Source organism: Erwinia aeris (assembly GCF_041224955.1).
Classification (GTDB): Bacteria; Pseudomonadota; Gammaproteobacteria; order Enterobacterales; family Enterobacteriaceae; genus Erwinia; species Erwinia aeris.
This window is the reverse complement of the sequence record NZ_JBGFFX010000004.1, coordinates 92,798-109,610: the sequence shown is the minus strand read 5'-3', so window position 1 is coordinate 109,610 and position 16,813 is coordinate 92,798. Positions and strand designations below refer to the sequence as shown.

Here is a 16,813-nt window from a genome sequence, read left to right as displayed (position 1 = left end):
TATCCCTACGCCTGGCGGCGCTGAATGTAAGTGATTGCCAGCGCAGCGGCCAGCACCAGACCTTTGATAATATCCATGGCGTAATAAGGCACGGAAAGCATGACCAGACCGTTTTGCAGCACGCCGAGGATCACCGCGCCCAGCAGCGTGCCCAGCGCATTCGGCTTGCCGGAGCCGGCCAGCGACAGGCCGATCCACGCCGCCGCAACGGCATCCATCAGATAGCCGCCGCCGGCATTCACCTGCGACGAACCAATGCGCGAAGCCAGCAGAATGCCGCCTAGTCCCGCCAGCAGCGAGGCGAGCACGTAAGCCAGTACGCGATAGCGATTCGTGCGAATGCCGGAAAACCGCGCCGCTTCCGGGTTGCCGCCGATGGCATACATGCGGCGGCCATGCTTTGTCAGCGACAGGCCAAGCTGCGCCACCACGGTAACCACCAGCATAATGATAACGATGGTTGGCACCTGGCCCAGTAGCGAAAAGTCCGGCGGCACGATCCCTTCGGCCATCTCGCCGCTTGGCATCACCATATTCTCCGTGACAGAGCCGCCGAAGCTCCAGGTCATCGCCACGCCCTGCACGATAAACAGGCTTGCCAGCGTGGCCAGCATATCGGGAATTTTCAGCACTACGATCAGAAAGGCGTTAAACAGCCCGACCAGCGTGCAGAGCAGCAGCGTCAGCGTTATCGCGGCTGTCGGGCCAAAGCCGTACCAGACAAACAGCGAGATCACCAGCGAGTTTGCCAACGATGCAGTAGATCCCACGGAGAGATCGAAGCCGCCGATGGTCAACGAGATCGAGACGCCTACGGCAATCACCGTCACAATGGCGATGGCGCGCAGAATATTGATGATATTGGCTGGCTCCAGAAAGCTGTCCGAAGCCAGGCCGAAGGCGGCGATCAGCGCCACCACCGTTAACAACATTCCCCATTTATAAAGGAATTCAAACAGCTGGTGACGCAGCCCAGGCGTCGCCTTCAGGGAAAGTTCTTTGCTGCTCACGCAGGGGTTCCTCCGGTGGAATAAAGTAAAAGCGTTTCTTCATCAGCCTGACGCGCATCCATCTCCGCCACGATTTTACCGTCCCACAGCACGCAGATGCGGTCGCATAGCCCTACCAGTTCGGCAAACTCGCCCGAGGCGTAAATAACCCCTTTTCCCTGGCGGGCCAGCGCGTCGATTAGCGTGAAGAGATCGGTTTTGGCCTTGATATCAACGCCCTTGGTTGGCTCATCAAAAATCAGGACGTCAGCGTCGTTGCGCAGCCATTTGCCGATGGCCACTTTCTGCTGATTACCGCCGGAAAGACGGCGCAGGGATTGTTCCGGGCCGAGAGTGCGCACGCCCAGCTGTTGAATAATCTCTTCGGCCCAGCGCCAGGCCTGCCGGTGACCGAAAAGCCCCCAGCGGGAAAAGCTGGTGTCCGCGCTGATGCTAAGGTTCATTGCCACCGACTCGTCGATAAAAATGCCCTCTTTGCGGCGCTCCTCCGGGATCAGCGCCATGCCGTTCGCTACCGCAGCGGAAGGCGAAGTGGGCCGCCACGGTTTGCCATGCAGCTCGCCCCGGCCGATGCGGCTTTTGCTGGCGCCGAACAGCGCTTTGCACAGCTCCGTTTTTCCCGCGCCCGCCAGGCCGGCGATACCCAGGATCTCTCCCTTGCGCAGCGTTAAAGAGATATTGTGCAGCAGCGCGTCGTCGTGCAGCGCCTCGACATGCAGCAGCGTTGCGCCGTTGCTGGCCGGACGACGCGGCGGATAGATATCCGCCAGCTGGTGACCCAGCATCTTTTCCACGATTTGTTCGCCGCTCAGCGCGCTCATCGGCACGGTTTCAATCAGGCGCCCGTCGCGCAGCACCGTAAGCCGATCGCAAATCGCGCGCAGTTCGTGGATACGGTGGGAGATAAACACTACGCCGATACCGCTTTTTTGCAGGCGGCGAACCACCGCAAACAGGCGTTCGCTTTCATGCCGATCCAGCGGCGCAGTGGGTTCATCCAGGATCAAAAAGCGGCAGTGATGGGAGAGCGCACGGGCCAGCAGGATTTGCTGTTTCTCCGCCAGCGTGCAGCGATCGACGCGGCGATTGACGTCAATATCCACCTCCAGCTGTGCCAGCAGCGCGCGAGCCTGGCGACGGATAGCACGCCAGCGATAAATTTGTCCGCCTTCGGCCAGGCGATCCAGCATGATGTTTTCCGCCACGCTGAGCGTGGAAACCAGCGCCACATCAACTTCCTGCTGCACCAGATGAATGCCCAGCTTCTTTGCATCACGCGGAGAACGAATCGATACCGGCTCGCCATCCAGCAGGATATCGCCGCTGTAATGCTCATGGGCACCCGACAGCACGGCCATCAGCGTTGATTTTCCTGCGCCGTTAGCGCCGGTCAGCGCATGAACACTGTGGCCGTCAAGGCGAAAGTCGACGTCGGTCAGCGCGGCAAAACCGCCAAAAGCGATGGCGATCTGCCGCATTTCAAGATGGTTCACTGCGGTCATAGCGAGCGCTCTCTGAAGGGTAAGCTGCCTTATTTTTTAATGGATTATCACGACAGGCAACGAACGAAAGGAGATAAGCTAACACGAAATGTTATTAGCCATCCAGACGCCCAGCCATTTAAGCGGTTAAAACCAGCGGCATCCCGTTACGCAGCATGAACAGAGGTAATCAGAAGATTAAGCAGGGTTTCGCTCGGTCAGGACGGCGAGGAAAAGTACAGAAAAGAAAAAGGTGAAAACAAAAGACCGCCAGCATCCAACAGGATCGGGGAAACAGACGCAGGTCGCCCCATCAGCCGTCGCTGGCGTACATTCGCCAGTCATTGTGGCAACCGCAGTATGGACGCACCGTTAACAGTAAAAGAATTTTAATGATGGTTTTCATATAGCCGCGCGTTCGTTTTTCAGAAAACGGCGAGTAATTTCGGGCAAATAGCAGCCAGGCTATATCCACTGGTTACTTAACAAGGCGTATTAATTCCGCCTTGAATATGGCCGCAGTTATCCAGGATTATTTACATAACTTTGGATAACCGCGGCCTCTCTATAGCTTCAGGACTTGTGGTGTCTTAAGTTATCAGGGGCGAGATCCGGAATCGCCAGGATAAACGCAACCATATCCGGGGACATAAATACCATCAGTACCACACTGACCAGCTTTATATTGCGTTTGAGATGAAGACACCGTGGCATATGACAAGGTTGATACCCCAAAAGACAGACATGCACCGAGTAACAATAATTTTACTAATTTCATATTTCCTCCAGAGTTTAAAGTACCTAAAATCAATAAAATTATTAGCATAATAAGTATGAACAGTGTCTAAACACTTGCCTGATACCACAATGAGGCGAAGGGCTTTATGCTCGGTTGATAAAATCCAGATCACCTTTATTCTTCTTTAATAACAGCGCCTTACTTATATTATTATTTTATATCTGTCAAAAGGGCACCGAACAATGTTCTTATAAAGTGGCGGACTTACTGTAAAAAATGAAAAATCGAGATGGTGCAGGAAGCTATTGTTTGTAGCAGTTGAATGTACGCTCCGTATAGGCTAATTTCTGTGTTAACAGATTAAATTCCTTAACAACCATTTATTTTAACAGGCGTTAATCTTACGTACCATCTGGTAAATGCATAGCTTTTATGCCGATAAAAATTATGATATTGCAACGCATCAGCCATTTTCATACAGCCGTCCCTTTTTTAACGAGATAAGGGACGAATGCCAGTTACAAAAGCTTAATTTTTAATATCGTCTTAACAACAGCAGATTAAAACCTCCTTAAAAAAAGTTCCTGTCACAAAAAAAGGACGATTAATAATGGCGCTTCAGGATCAAATTAACGCCGCTCTTAATAAAAAATTAGAAAGCAGTCAGGCAAGAAAGGCTGGCGGGGGATTTTTACGGCAAAAAAATACCCCGCTAACTTAGCGCCAGCAGGGTATTTATCAGACGCTTAGCCTACAAACGCCTGTCGTTTTCGTCCGGAACGGGCTTATTTAGCCGCAGCGAAATTCTCTGCCGCCACGTCCCAGTTAACCACTTCCCAAAACGCTTTGATGTAGTCAGGACGTTTGTTCTGATATTTCAGGTAGTAAGCGTGTTCCCACACGTCCAGGCCCACGATTGGGGTACCGGAAGCGCCAGCGATCGCTTCGCCCATCAGCGGGTTGTCCTGGTTAGCGGTAGAGACTACAGCCAGCTTGCCGTCTTTCTTAACCAGCCACGCCCAGCCGGAGCCGAAACGGGTAGCGGCCGCTTTTTCAAACGCTTCTTTGAAGGCATCAACGCTGCCGAAATCTTTTTCGATAGCCGCTTTCAGCTCGCCGCCCAGCGTGGTGCCGGTTTTCAGACCTTTCCAGAAAAAGCTGTGGTTAGCGTGGCCGCCCGCGTTGTTACGCAGTACGGTTTTCTTATCGGCAGGCACCTGATCCAGTTTGGTGATCAGCTCTTCTACCGGCAGGTCAGCGAACTCGGTGCCTTCCAGCGCGGCGTTCGCGTTGTTCACGTAAGTCTGGTGATGTTTAGTATGATGGATCTCCATCGTCTGCTTGTCGAAATGCGGTTCCAGTGCGTCGTATGCGTAAGGCAGGGATGGCAGTGAATAACTCATGTTCATCATCTCCATTGGTTTTTTTGGCAGCACGTCCCGATGGAGTGCCGCGTAAGCAGTCGGATCATTATAGTTAAATTAATGATCTGGAAAAGGGTTATCAATGCCCCGGTCTTTATAAGGTTATTATAGACAGCACGCCGGTGAAGGGCATCAGAACCTTATTGATGACCTACAGAGCAAAATGGTCTAAGCCGTTTACGCCTGACAAAACAGAGCCGACTGCTGCGGCTATCGTCTGTGGCATTGATAAGACAGGATAACTTTCCACATAACTTTTTTCAGGACAGGGAGTTTTGCAAAAGTGAAGATCGGTGAGGTATCAAAATGGCATCCCTTCGTTGATTCTGAAGGAACAGTGTGGGATCTCTCTTTTCTCAACAAACCTTTACCCCACCCCTGAAATAACAAAACCCACCTTAAGGTGGGTTTCGCCAGAATTTCTTCTGGTATTCAGAATCGCCTTTACCGGACCTGGCCTGACCCTGTTAAAAATGGTTCGGAACCATCCTTATTGGGGTAGCGGGATGTCTGGGCTAACCAGTCTGCTGCATCCTTTGCAGTACCAAAGTACTACGCATAAAGATTAACCAGATTTGATGCGTTGGTCAAATTTGGTTAAGAGAAAACAGGCACGCCGCAGGCGCCGCAATACTCTTTGGGATAAGCGTTGTCGCTTTCCAGTTTGCGTTACTGATGTCAGGCGGGCTGCTGCTGGCGCTGTTAATCTTCAGCCTCGCCCACGGCATTTTTACCTGATTTTGAGCAGGAAAAATGTTCGTTTCGCTTTTCCACCGCACCCCAAGCCGGGCTTTATATTTTCTCCGTGCTGGCACGAAACTGTAGCGTTACCGGCAGCTCGTTCCAGACCGGCGGATCTTCTCCCTGTAGCGCAGCCAGCAGGCGTTTACCGGCCAGCTTGCCCATTTCGCCGTAGGGCAGCGTCACCGTGGTTAGCGGTGGCGAGCAGACGGCGGAAAGCTGTCCGCCGCCGATACTGGCTATCGCCAGCTGGCTGGGCACCGCAATCCCCGCCGCGTGGCAGGCCATCATCGCACCACAGGCTACCTCTTCCGCCGTGCAGATCAGCACGTCGATTTCGGGCCAGGTAAGCTGAATATCCGCCAGCAGCGCGTGGCCAGCGGCAAAGCCGGGCGGCAAAGGCGAAGTTACGACGCGATGCGGCGACAAATTATGCGCCAGCATCCCGCTGTGCCAGCCGTTCAGCAGCTGGCTGAACAGCGTGTTGCTGGTTTGCGTGCAGAGCAGACCGGGATGACGAAACCCCTTCTCCACCAGCGCCTGTACCAGCAGCCGTACCGCTTTGGCATAGTCGACGCCCACGCTGATGCCCGCCGAATCATGATGCACGCCGCCTATGTCGATAACCGGCAGGCCGGAGTTGCTCAGCAGCCGATGCGCCGCCTCCACGTTATCAAAGTTAAAATGCACCATCGCCGCAGGATTGTAAGAGAGCAACATTTCTATCAGCTCGTTCTCGCCCGCCGCAGAATGGTTGGCCTCTGCCAGCATGACGTTGTATCCCTCAGGCCGCAGTATCGCCTGTAACGCTTCCGACACCGCCGCGCAGCCTGGCGTAACGAAAGAAGGCACCACCATCGTGATTAGCTTTGAGGAAGCCGACGCCAGATTGCGCGCCTGCACGTTAGGTACGTAGCCCAGTTCGGCTATCGCCGCCTCAATCCTTTCACGAATATCGGAAGAGACTTTTTCCGGCATCCGCAGCGCGCGTGATGCGGTCATCGTACTGACGCCAACCAGACGGGCGACATCGGCCAGCGTACTTTTCCCGGTACTGCGCCGCCGTTTTTCTGCCATGCATTCTCCTGCAGCCAGCTGTTTCAACTGGACGCAGCTTAAAACCAAAAGCCCGGTCGCGCCACGTTAAAAGCGATCCTTCACCTTGTTATGCGAGGCGGCGCAGAAAGGTTGCAGGCGGCGCTCATCCTTATTTCCCTCCGGGCCAGGCGGCATAAAGCGCCGTTGATCATGCTTCGTGTGCAGCAGAAATGTTAGCGATAACACATATTTTAACATTGCTGATGTTAGCGCTAACTTTTGCGACAACAATCACGGAAAAGCGTACAGAAAACCGCCTAAAGTGCAGGCAGACCCTTACCGGAGAGCGAACATGCTGTCGAACTGGCTTCAACCTGAAAATATTCAGCTGACCGAAAGCGTCGGCCACTGGCAGGAAGCAATCCGCCAGGCTGCCGCGCCGCTGCTGGCGCAGCAGGCTATTACACCGGACTACCTGGAGGCGATTTTCCGCTCTCATGCTCAGCTTGGCCCTTACTACGTGCTGGCGCCCGGCCTCGCCATGCCTCATGCGCGCCCCGAAGAAGGTGCGCTGAAAAACGGGCTTTCTCTGCTGCGTATTAATCAGGGAGTCAGCTTCGACAGTGCTGAAAACGATCCCGTATACGTGGTGATCCTGCTGAGCGCCGTCTCCGGCGAAGAGCACATCAGAATGATCGGCGAACTGGCCGGTTTGTTCAGCGACGACTTCCGTCTACAGCAGCTGCTGTCGGCGACCACGCTGTCGGCCCTTACGGCCGCCGTTAGCGATCCCTCTCTGGAGAAAACCTCATGAAAAAAGTGCTGATTGTGTGTGGCAATGGTTTGGGCAGCAGCTTTATTGTCGAAATGAACGTGAAAAAAATCCTGGCGGAACTGGGAAAGACGGCGGAGGTCAGCCATACGGATTTAACGACCGCGCGCTCGGAACCGGCAGATTTAATTTTAAGCGCCCAGGATATCGCCGATCGGCTTGCCGATCACGAGGCGCAGGTATTTGGCCTGAGCAACCTGCTCGATAACGCCAGAATTAAAGAGATCCTGGCCGAGCACTTATAAAAACGCGGCAACTCAAACGTACGGAGTCGTTTATGCTTCAGTTTATTATTAATGACGTTCTCGGAACGCCAGCGATTTTGGTCGGCCTTTTTTCCCTGATCGGCTTATTGCTGCAAAAGAAAGCTTTTTCAGAAGTCATTTCCGGCACGCTGAAAACCATCATGGGATTTTTAATTCTGATTGCCGGCGCTAACCTGATTGCGACAACGCTGACGATATTCAGCCAGCTGTTTGAGCACTCTTTTAATATTCAGGGCGTGGTGCCCAACACCGATGCAATGGCCGCGCTGGCGCAGAAAAGCTACGGCACGGCTACGGCGATGATTATGGTGTTTGGGATGCTGATTAATATTCTGCTGGCACGCATTACGCCGCTGAAATATATCTTTTTAACCGGCCACCATACGCTTTATATGTCTGCGATGCTGGCGGTGATCCTGTCGGTCGGCGGCTTCAGCGGTTTCTGGCTGGTGGCAACCGGCTCGCTGATTTTAGGCGCGATGATGGTGATCAGTCCGGCTATCCTGCAGCCCTTTACCCGCAAGATTACGCGTTCCGATGATTTGGCGCTGGGCCACTTTGGCTCGACCGGCTACCTGCTGGCGGCGCTGGTCGGCAAGGTGGTGGGCAAAGGCAGTCCTTCCACAGAAGAGCTGAAGGTGCCGAAAACGCTGAATTTCCTGCGCGACTCATCGGTGGCGATTTCGCTTACCATGATGATCCTGTTTGTGGCGCTGGTGCTGGTGGCCGGCAAAACCTTTACCGAAAGCCAGGTCAGCGGCGGTCAGAACTTCCTGGTTTTTGCCGTTATCCAGTCCATTACCTTTGCCGCAGGCGTTTATATCATCCTGGCGGGCGTGCGGATGGTCATAGCGGAAATCGTGCCGGCTTTTAAAGGCATCGCCGACAAGCTGGTGAAGGACGCTAAACCGGCGCTGGACTGCCCGACGGTGTTCCCCTTCGCGCCCAATGCGGTAATTATCGGTTTTCTGTGTAGTTTCGCCGCCGGTTTGATCAGCATGTTCCTCTGCCCGCTGTTCGGCCTGAGCGTGATCGTACCGGGCCTGGTGCCGCATTTCTTCTGCGGCGCAACGGCCGGCGTCTATGGCAACATTACCGGCGGTCGCCGTGGCGCGATGATTGGCGCTTTCGTGCAGGGCCTGCTGATCTCTTTCCTGCCGGCCATCCTGCTGCCGCTGATGGGCGAGCTTGGCTTCGCTTCCACCACCTTTGGCGATGCGGATTTCGGCGTAATCGGCATTATCCTCGGCAAGCTTATCGCTCTGTTCCATTAAGGCCGCATAACAGGACAACTTCCATGAACGCGAAATTTTCACCTTCTTTAATGTGTATGGATTTAACCCGGTTCCGTGAGCAAATAGAGGCAATGAATGATAAAGCCGCTTTTTATCATGTCGATATTATGGACGGCAGTTACGTAAAAAATATTACGCTGTCGCCGTTCTTTATCGAGAACCTGCGCAAAATAACCGATGTGCCGATTGATGTGCATCTGATGGTTAATCATCCGGAAGATATTATTCCAATGTGCCTGGAGGCGGGCGCGGACATTATCAGTTTTCATCCCGAAACGGCGAATAACAAAATATTCCGCCTGCTGATGCAGATTAAAGAAGCGGGTAAACGCTGCGGCGTGGTGCTTAATCCGGCCACGCCCGCGGCAGCCATTATGGAATATGCGCATCTGCTGGATAAAGTTACGGTAATGTCAGTGGATCCGGGCTTTGCCGGGCAGCAATTTATTCCGCAAACGCTGGATAAAATTCGTCAGCTGATCCGGCTTCGCGAACAGCATGGCTGGCGCTACCTCACGGAAATCGACGGCTCCTGCAATGCGGCCACCTTCGGGCAGATTGCAGCTTCCGGCGTCGAGGTGTTTATCGTCGGCACCTCCGGACTGTTCAGCCTGGCGGACGATATGAACGACGCCTGGGCGCGGATGGAAGCTAACTTTTCTCAGCAGATCGCCGCTGCCTGAGCAAGCTTTCCGGCTGCCTGAAGGAGCTTGACTGCCGCCTGAGTGAGCTGTTCAGTCCATGAGTAAGCTTTCTGGCCAGCAGACGGCGCGCGGGCCGCCGCTGTGGTTAGCGCAGCACGGCCCGCAGGGAGTTATCCAGCGCGCCAACCAGCCAGTCGATATCGCTTTCCTGAAAAGCCAAAGGCGGACGCAGCTTCAACACGTTGCCGTAAGGCCCGGCCACCGAGGTCAGCACGCGGTTTTCACGCAGCTTTTCGGTGACATCCAGCGCCAGCTGTTTGTCCGGCGTTTTGCTGCTCTTGTCTTTGACCAGCTCAAAGCCGATAAACAGCCCCGCGCCGCGCACGTCGCCTACGCATTCGTACTTCTCTTTCAGCGTCAGCAACTCTTTCAGCAGTTTTTCGCCCACGACGCGGCTGTGTTCCTGCAGCTGTTCTTCTTTAATCACCTGTAACACCGCCTGCGCCGCCGCCATCGCCACCGGATTGCCGCCAAACGTATTGAAATAGGGAATATCGTCGCTGAAAGCGGCCAATACGTCGCTTTTCGCCAGCAGTCCGGATACCGGAATGCCGTTGCCCATCGGCTTGCCGGTGGTAACGATATCCGGCACGACGCCGTGCCGCGCAAAGCCCCAGAATGCCTCACCGGTACGGGCAAAGCCGGGCTGCACTTCGTCGGCGATAAAGATGCCGCCGTTGTTGTGCACCACTTCAATTGCCTTTTGCAAAAAGCCTTTCGGGCCGGGCAGCACGCCATCGGAGGAGAAAATCGAGTCGGCAAGGAAGCCGGCGAATTTAATACCGTGTGCGGCCATATCGTCGATCTGCCGCTGGATTTCGTTGGCGAACCAGTCGCCCAAATCCGGCGAGGTGACGCGATAGCGATCGGGCGGCGAAACCAGGCGGGTGGTGGTGGCCAGCGGCTGGCCGGAGCCTAAAGCAGGCGAAACGCCGGAGGTCAGATCGCTGGTGCCGTGATAGGCCTCCTGGCTGACGATAATGCCCGTGCCGCCGCTGAAGGCCCGCGCCACGCGGATAGCCAGGTCGTTCGCCTCCGAACCGGTGCACATATACATCGCCCGATCGATTTCGCCGGGCAGCGTCGACAGCAGCGCTTCCGAATAGTCGAGAATGCGCTCATGCAGATAGCGAGTATGGGTATTAAGCTGCTGCATTTGCTGATATACCGCATCAATGACCGCAGGATGGCAGTGGCCGATGCTCGCCACGTTGTTATAGGCATCCAGATATTTTTCTCCGGCGGCATCCCATAGATATTGCCCTTCGCCCCGCACCAGATGCACCGGCTTGCGGTAAAACAGCCGGTAGGATTCGCCCAGCACCCGGCTGCGTTTATCGGTAAGTTTCCGCACGTCGTCGTCCAGACCGGCGGCGTGCTCTGCGCGAAAACTGTTGGTATCCATGATGGTCGAACGTGTAGCCATGATAACTCCCGTTGCGAAAGGATGAAGGCGTGCAGCCGTCTTTTTATAATGACTCTTTTTTGTTTTAATGCAACAAAATACACATATGCAATAAAATACACATGCACGGCGATCGTTTGTCGGTTAGGCTGGTGCCCTTGTCCGGTTAAGGAACGCAATCATGCTTCAGGAATCGCGTCTGCATCGCATTCGCGCGCTGCTGGCTACGCTGGGTCATGTCAGCACCGAGCGCATTATCAAAGAGTTAGGCGTTTCACGCGAAACCGCCAGAAGAGACATTATCGAGCTGGAGGCGCTGGGCGCGGCCCGTCGCGTACACGGCGGGCTGATGTCGCTGACGGCGGAGCCGGAACCGCCGCTGATGGTGCGCAGCGAAGTCCGCGCCAGAGAAAAACGCGCTATTGCGCGTGCCGCCGCGCGGCTGTTAACGCCGGGCCAGACGCTGTTTATCGACGCTGGCAGCACCACCACCATGCTGGCGGAAGAGCTGCGCACCATGTCCGGTCTGACCATCATCACCAACAGCCTGCAGGCGGCGCTAAAACTTTCCGCTGCCGAAGAGGGCGAGCAGCTGAACAACAGCATTATTCTGCTGGGTGGTGCGATGCTGGCCGGTGCGCAGGAAACGCGCGGCGAGCTGACGGTGGCGGAAATTTATCGCTACCGCGCCGACGTGGCGATGCTGTCGCCGACCGGCGTCGACAGCAAAAACGGTGCCAGCAGCTTTCATCCTTACGAAGCGGCCATCGCGCGCGCGATGGTGCATCAGGCGGCGCGATCGATCCTGCTGGCCGATCACAGCAAGCTGGGCGTGAGCAGCCGGATGCAGTATGCCCGGCCTGAACAGATCGCGTTGCTGGTCACCGACAGCGGCGCGGCGGGCGTTCAGGCTTTCGCCTCGCTGGAAACGGCACTGCCGCAGGTGGTGATGGCGTAACGGTCGCCTGCGCTGAGAGATCAGGCGGTCAAATCAGCCGCTGCGGATGGGTATAAACCGTGGCGCGGCCCGGCTTGCTGAAGCCGACCAGCGTCAGATTGCTGCGCTGCGCCACCTCAACCGCCAGTTTGGTCGCGGCGGAAACCGCAAAGAGAATTTCCACGCCGCACATGGCGGATTTCTGCACCATCTCGTAGCTGGCGCGGCTGGAAACCAGCACCGCGCCCTGCTGCCAGCTGGCCTGCTGACTGCGCAGGCCGAGCAGCTTATCCAGCGCCACGTGGCGACCTACGTCTTCACAGCCGCCCGCCAGATTGCCGTCTGGCGCTATCCAGGCCGCCGCGTGCGTGCAGCCGGTCAGCTGCCCGACGGGCTGGTAGCTTTTCAGCTGCGACAGCGCGCCGTCCAGCCGATCCAGCGAAAAGGTTTGGCTGAAAGGCAGCGGCTGCACGGGCTTGCCGATTTCCGCCAGCTGCTCCACGCCGCAGACGCCGCAGCCCGTGCGGCCCGCCATTGCCCGGCGCTGCGCTTTCAGCCCCATAAAACGGCGGCTGGACAGCTCTATCTGCACCTCAAGCCCGCCGCAGGAAGGCTGAATATCAATGCCGTAAATATCGCCGGGCGAGCTGATAATCCCTTCGGAGAGGGAAAAACCGATGGCGAATGCCTCGAGATCTTTCGGCGTTGCCATCATCACCACATGCGAAATGCCGTTATACACCAGCGCCACCGGCACCTCATCGGCCAGCCAGTCCTCCTGTGCCGTCTCCAGCGTACCGCGCTGCCAGACCTCAATCTGACTGACGCCGGCCATGCTCTGTTCACCCGCCTTGCTCATTTCACTCACCTGTCTTTCCCGTCACTCAAGCCGCGCCGCTAATTTTTTCGCCTGTAATTTTGAACCCGCAAGAGAACGACCGCAAAACAATAATCCGCGCAACGGTGTTTTCCGGCGGCAAAAAGCACAAAAAGAAACGGATAACCAATCGCTGCCAGGGCCTCGGGTTGCAACCGGCCTGGTGGACAGCGACGGTCGCAGACCGGAACACGGACATGCCGTAGAGGCTTTTTTGCTGCGTGCAGCAAACCGCCGTGGTTAAAAAACATCCCTTAAATTACGCTTAACAAGGAAGTTGACGAGAGCGGACGCTATAATTTTAGCCATAAGCGCATTTTTCAGGCCGCCGCAGGCGCGCAATACGCGATGCGGCGGCCCTGCTTTACCGGTAAGTTGAGCGTGACAGGAGATTGACCACCGCGCGCCATGCGGGTTTACGCCGCTTTAGAGGCGAAACAGACTATTTGAAGACCGGGTGCCCGACTACCGGGCAAAAAGTGCGGCTAATGCGCGTTCCGCCGACGATATTAGCGCGCCAGATAACAGGAATTCCTGATGACTATTCGCATAATCCCGCAGGATCCGCTGGAGAAAAGCGAAACAAAAATGGCGGAGACGATCCCGCCGTTACTTTTCCCCAGGCTGAAAAATTTGTATGCCCGCCGCGCCGCGAGACTGCGTCAGCTGGCAGAGAAAAATCCGTTGGGCGACTATTTGCGCTTTGCGGCCGTTATCGCCAGCGCGCAGGAGATAGTGCTTTACGATCATCCGCTGCGGCTGGATTTGCAGGCGCGCCTGGCGGAAGCCGCACGCATCGGCAAACCGCCGCTGGATATCAACACGCTGCCCCGCGATCCGCACTGGCAGCGTCTGCTCCATTCGCTGATCGCTGAAATGAAGCCGGAAATGTCCGGTCAGGCGCTGGCGGTACTGGAGAATCTGGAAAAAGCCTCTGCGCCGGAGCTGGAAGCCATGGCTAACGCGCTGTTCGCCAATGACTTTTCACAAATAGCCAGCGACAAATCGCCTTTTGTCTGGGCGGCGCTCTCGCTGTACTGGGCGCAGATGGCGGCGCTGATCCCCGGCCGCGCGCGCGCCGAATATGGCGAACAGCGGCAGTTTTGTCCGGTGTGCGGCAGCGTGCCGGTTTCCGGCGTAGTGCATATGGACCAGCAGGAGGACGGCCTGCGCTATCTGCACTGCAATCTGTGCGAAAGCGAATGGCACGTGGCGCGCGCGCGATGCAGCAACTGTGAGCAAACGCAGGACCTGCACGCCTGGTCGCTGGAAGGCAATCTCGCGTCCATTAAGGCCGAAAGCTGCGGCGACTGCGGCACCTATATGAAACTGCTCTATCAGGCAAAAGATCCGGCCGTAGAAGCGGTTGCCGACGATCTCGCCTCGCTGGTGCTGGATGCGCGAATGGAACAGGAGGGCTTTTCACGCAGCAGCCTGAATCCATTCCTGTTTCCGGGAGAATAACATGATAAACAGGCCATTCGGTTTTGAAGGGGAATTCGCGTAATGAAATTAATCGGCAGCTATACCAGTCCTTTTGTACGGAAAATTTCGGTCATTCTGTTGGAAAAAGGCATCACCTTTGAATTTATCAACGAATCGCCCTGGACCGACGAGAGCCACGTTCCGCACTACAATCCGCTGGGTAAAGTCCCGGCGCTGGTGGCTGGGGAAGATACCTGGTACGACTCGCCTATCATCGCCGCTTACCTGGAGCAGCTGGATATCGCCCCGGCGCTGATGCCGCATGATCGGCTGGCGGCGCTGAAGGTACAGCAGCTGGAAGCGCTGGCGGATGGGATCGGCGATGCGGCGGTGATCCTGCTGCGCGAACAGATGAGGCCGCCGGAGCTACAGATGGAGAGCCAGCTGCTGCGCCAGCGCGAAAAAATCGCGCGCGGTCTCGACGCGCTGGAACAAGAGGCGGCCAAAGGCACCACGATCAACGGCGAGGCCATCAACGTGGCGGATATAGCCGTCGCCTGCCTGATAGGCTTCCTGAATTTTCGCCGCGTGATCCCTAACTGGTGCGTGGAACGGCCTGCGCTGGTCAAACTGGCGGAAAAAATGTTCCAGCGGGAAAGCTTCGCCCGCACGGTGCCGCCATCGGCCTGATGGTGAACCCGTTTACCGCCGCCCGGATAACGGCGCCTCCGCCGCGGCGCCTTAGCGCCGGGGCAAGCTGATGGTCATCGTCAGCGCAGGTCATGCCGCACACGGTAAAACTACGCTGCTGCAGGCGCTGACCGGCGCGGCGCTCGATCGGCTGCCGGGTGAAAAGCCTCAGGACAGCACGGTCGATCTCAACTACGCCTGGTGGCCGAGGCCGGATGGACGGATCTTCAGTTTTATCGACGTGCCGGGCCATCAAAAGCACCTCGCTAATATGCTCAGCGGCGTCACCGGCCCGGATCACGCGCTGCTCGCCGTGGCGGCCGATGACGGCATCATGCCGCAAACCCGCGAACATCTGGCGATCCTGCAACTGAGCGGGCAGCCGCCGCTGACCATCGCAATTACCAAAGCCGACCTGGCCAACGCCGCACGCATCAGCGACACCGAGCGGGAAATCCGTACGCTGGCCGCGCTGATGGGCTGGCCGGACGTCACGCTGTTTGTCACCAGCGCGCTGAACGCCACCGGCATCAGCGCCCTTGCCGACCATATCAGCCAGCTGCCACCGCGCGCGATCGCGCCCTGTAAACGCTTTCGCCTGGCTATCGATCGCGCCTTCAGCGTGCCGGGTACGGGCACTGTGGTCACGGGCACCGCGCTGGGCGGCGAGGTTCGCGTCGGTGACAGGCTCTGGCTGACCGGCATGAATAAAAGCGTCCGCGTGCAGGGTCTGCGGGCGCAAAACCAGCCTGCCAGCGTCGCCTGCGGCGGCCAGCGGCTGGCGCTTAACCTTGTTGGCGGCGTCGAAAAAAGCGAGCTGTCCCGCGGCGACTGGCTGCTGCAAGAGCCGCCCGCCGTGCTTTCCAGCCGGGTGGTGGTGGCGCTCCAGCCGCTTCAGCCGTTAAAACAGGCGCAGCGGCTGCATATTCATCATGCCGCCAGCCATATCACCGGCAGCGTGACGCCGATGCAGGATAACCTGGCCGAGCTGACGCTGGATAAACCGCTGTGGCTGGCGGATAACGATCGGCTGATCCTGCGCGATATCACGGCCCGGCAAACGCTGGCGGGCGCTCGCGTGGTGCTGTTGATGCAGAAAAAAGGCTGTACGCCACAGCCCGACGCGACGCGCTGGCTACAGCAGCTGGCCAATGCGCAGGACGATGAGGCAACGCTGCGGCTTTTGCTTCAGGCCCGCCCCTGGCGCAAAACGCAGCTGGCCTGGGCACGCCAGCTGACCGCCGAAGGCTTTTCCGCTGCGCTCAGCGCCATTGCGCCGGTTGAAGCGGGCGACTATCTGCTGCTGGCAGAGGTTACCGCAGGATGGCGGCGGCAGGTGCTGGATACGCTGGCGGGCTACCATCGCAAGCACGAAGACAGGCCGGGGCTGGGGCGAAGCCGCCTCAGAAGGATGGCGCTGCCCGGCCTGCCGGAAGCAATCGGGCTGGCGGTTATCGACTTATTGCTGGCCGACGGCGCGCTGGCGTTTCGCTATGGCTGGCTGCGTCTGCCTGCTTTCTCCGTCAGCTTTACGCCAGAAGAGCAGGCGCTGTGGCAGCAGGCCAAACCGCTGCTGGCGCAGGATAGCGGGTGGGTGCGCGATATGGCAGCCTGCCTGAACGCCGACGAGGCGCTGATGCGTCTGACGCTGCAAAAAGCCGCCAGCAGTGGCGAAATTGCGGCGATTGTTCACGATCGCTACTACTCCCGCGCGCTGATTGAACGGTTTGCCGACACCATTCGCCAGCGGCATCAGCAGGGGCTTGCCACCCGCGCGGCGGACTTTCGCCGCCTTTTCGCTATGGGCCGCAAGCTGGCGGTGCAGATCCTGGAATTTTTCGACCACAGCGGCTTTACCCATCGTCAGGGCAGCGATCATCTGCTGCGCGACGACAGCATGTTCCCCTAATCCTCCTTTTTCCCTAACGCTTCCCTTATTGATGCGACAC

General features: G+C 57.0%; 14 protein-coding genes. 8 read left to right on the top strand and 6 right to left on the bottom strand.

Going from position 1 to position 16,813, the window contains the following annotated elements; all coding sequences use genetic code 11:
- Positions 1 to 5 precede the first annotated feature (5 nt).
- From AB6T85_RS09075 to AB6T85_RS09060, 4 genes are all read right to left on the bottom strand, one after another.
- Positions 6 to 1,010, bottom strand: coding sequence for an ABC transporter permease (locus AB6T85_RS09075; protein WP_369895343.1), 1,005 nt, complete (start codon positions 1,008 to 1,010; stop codon positions 6 to 8).
- On the bottom strand, positions 1,007 to 2,512 hold the full coding sequence (locus AB6T85_RS09070) for a sugar ABC transporter ATP-binding protein (protein WP_369895342.1): 1,506 nt from the start codon (positions 2,510 to 2,512) through the stop codon (positions 1,007 to 1,009). Before AB6T85_RS09070 ends, AB6T85_RS09075 begins: the two co-directional genes overlap by 4 nt.
- A 1,503-nt stretch (positions 2,513 to 4,015) precedes the next feature.
- A complete protein-coding gene (sodA, locus tag AB6T85_RS09065; protein ID WP_253456685.1) occupies positions 4,016 to 4,633 on the bottom strand; it encodes a superoxide dismutase [Mn] in 618 nt (205 codons plus the stop codon).
- An 813-nt stretch (positions 4,634 to 5,446) separates the two neighbouring features.
- A complete protein-coding gene (locus AB6T85_RS09060; RefSeq protein WP_369895341.1) occupies positions 5,447 to 6,472 on the bottom strand; it encodes a LacI family DNA-binding transcriptional regulator in 1,026 nt (341 codons plus the stop codon).
- A 313-nt stretch (positions 6,473 to 6,785) separates the two neighbouring features.
- On the opposite strand from AB6T85_RS09060, the gene AB6T85_RS09055 reads away from it, so the two are divergent.
- Genes AB6T85_RS09055 through alsE form a run of 4 tightly spaced genes read left to right on the top strand, consistent with a single transcriptional unit; the run spans position 6,786 to position 9,509 of the window.
- Positions 6,786 to 7,247, top strand: coding sequence for a PTS sugar transporter subunit IIA (locus AB6T85_RS09055; protein ID WP_369895339.1), 462 nt, complete (start codon positions 6,786 to 6,788; stop codon positions 7,245 to 7,247).
- On the top strand, positions 7,244 to 7,510 hold the full coding sequence (locus AB6T85_RS09050; protein WP_253456698.1) for a PTS sugar transporter subunit IIB: 267 nt from the start codon (positions 7,244 to 7,246) through the stop codon (positions 7,508 to 7,510). Before AB6T85_RS09055 ends, AB6T85_RS09050 begins: the two co-directional genes overlap by 4 nt.
- Positions 7,511 to 7,542: 32 nt before the next feature.
- Complete coding sequence (gene ulaA / locus AB6T85_RS09045) at positions 7,543 to 8,805, top strand: PTS ascorbate transporter subunit IIC (RefSeq protein WP_253456701.1); 1,263 nt, start codon at positions 7,543 to 7,545, stop codon at positions 8,803 to 8,805.
- Between the two features lie 23 nt (positions 8,806 to 8,828).
- On the top strand, positions 8,829 to 9,509 hold the full coding sequence (gene alsE, locus AB6T85_RS09040; protein WP_253456703.1) for a D-allulose 6-phosphate 3-epimerase: 681 nt from the start codon (positions 8,829 to 8,831) through the stop codon (positions 9,507 to 9,509).
- Between the two features lie 106 nt (positions 9,510 to 9,615).
- Here the strand turns inward: alsE and AB6T85_RS09035 are convergent, their stop codons facing one another.
- A complete protein-coding gene (locus AB6T85_RS09035) occupies positions 9,616 to 10,956 on the bottom strand; it encodes an aspartate aminotransferase family protein (protein WP_369895338.1) in 1,341 nt (446 codons plus the stop codon).
- Between the two features lie 160 nt (positions 10,957 to 11,116).
- On the opposite strand from AB6T85_RS09035, the gene AB6T85_RS09030 reads away from it, so the two are divergent.
- Positions 11,117 to 11,893, top strand: a complete 777-nt coding sequence (locus AB6T85_RS09030) for a DeoR/GlpR family DNA-binding transcription regulator (RefSeq protein WP_369895337.1) — start codon at positions 11,117 to 11,119, stop codon at positions 11,891 to 11,893.
- Positions 11,894 to 11,921: 28 nt separating this feature from the next.
- Here AB6T85_RS09030 and fdhD read toward each other — a convergent pair whose 3' ends face one another.
- Positions 11,922 to 12,731, bottom strand: a complete 810-nt coding sequence (gene fdhD, locus AB6T85_RS09025; RefSeq protein WP_301251555.1) for a formate dehydrogenase accessory sulfurtransferase FdhD — start codon at positions 12,729 to 12,731, stop codon at positions 11,922 to 11,924.
- A gap of 555 nt (positions 12,732 to 13,286) precedes the next feature.
- Between fdhD and fdhE the strand changes: the two genes are divergently transcribed.
- The 3 genes from fdhE to selB all read left to right on the top strand — a co-directional run bounded on the left by fdhE (position 13,287) and on the right by selB (position 16,773).
- On the top strand, positions 13,287 to 14,213 hold the full coding sequence (gene fdhE, locus AB6T85_RS09020) for a formate dehydrogenase accessory protein FdhE (protein ID WP_253456717.1): 927 nt from the start codon (positions 13,287 to 13,289) through the stop codon (positions 14,211 to 14,213).
- Between the two features lie 42 nt (positions 14,214 to 14,255).
- A complete protein-coding gene (locus tag AB6T85_RS09015) occupies positions 14,256 to 14,864 on the top strand; it encodes a glutathione S-transferase (RefSeq protein WP_301251558.1) in 609 nt (202 codons plus the stop codon).
- A gap of 70 nt (positions 14,865 to 14,934) precedes the next feature.
- Entirely contained in the window at positions 14,935 to 16,773 is a 1,839-nt protein-coding gene (gene selB / locus AB6T85_RS09010; RefSeq protein ID WP_301730572.1) for a selenocysteine-specific translation elongation factor, read from the top strand.
- Positions 16,774 to 16,813: the final 40 nt, after the last annotated feature.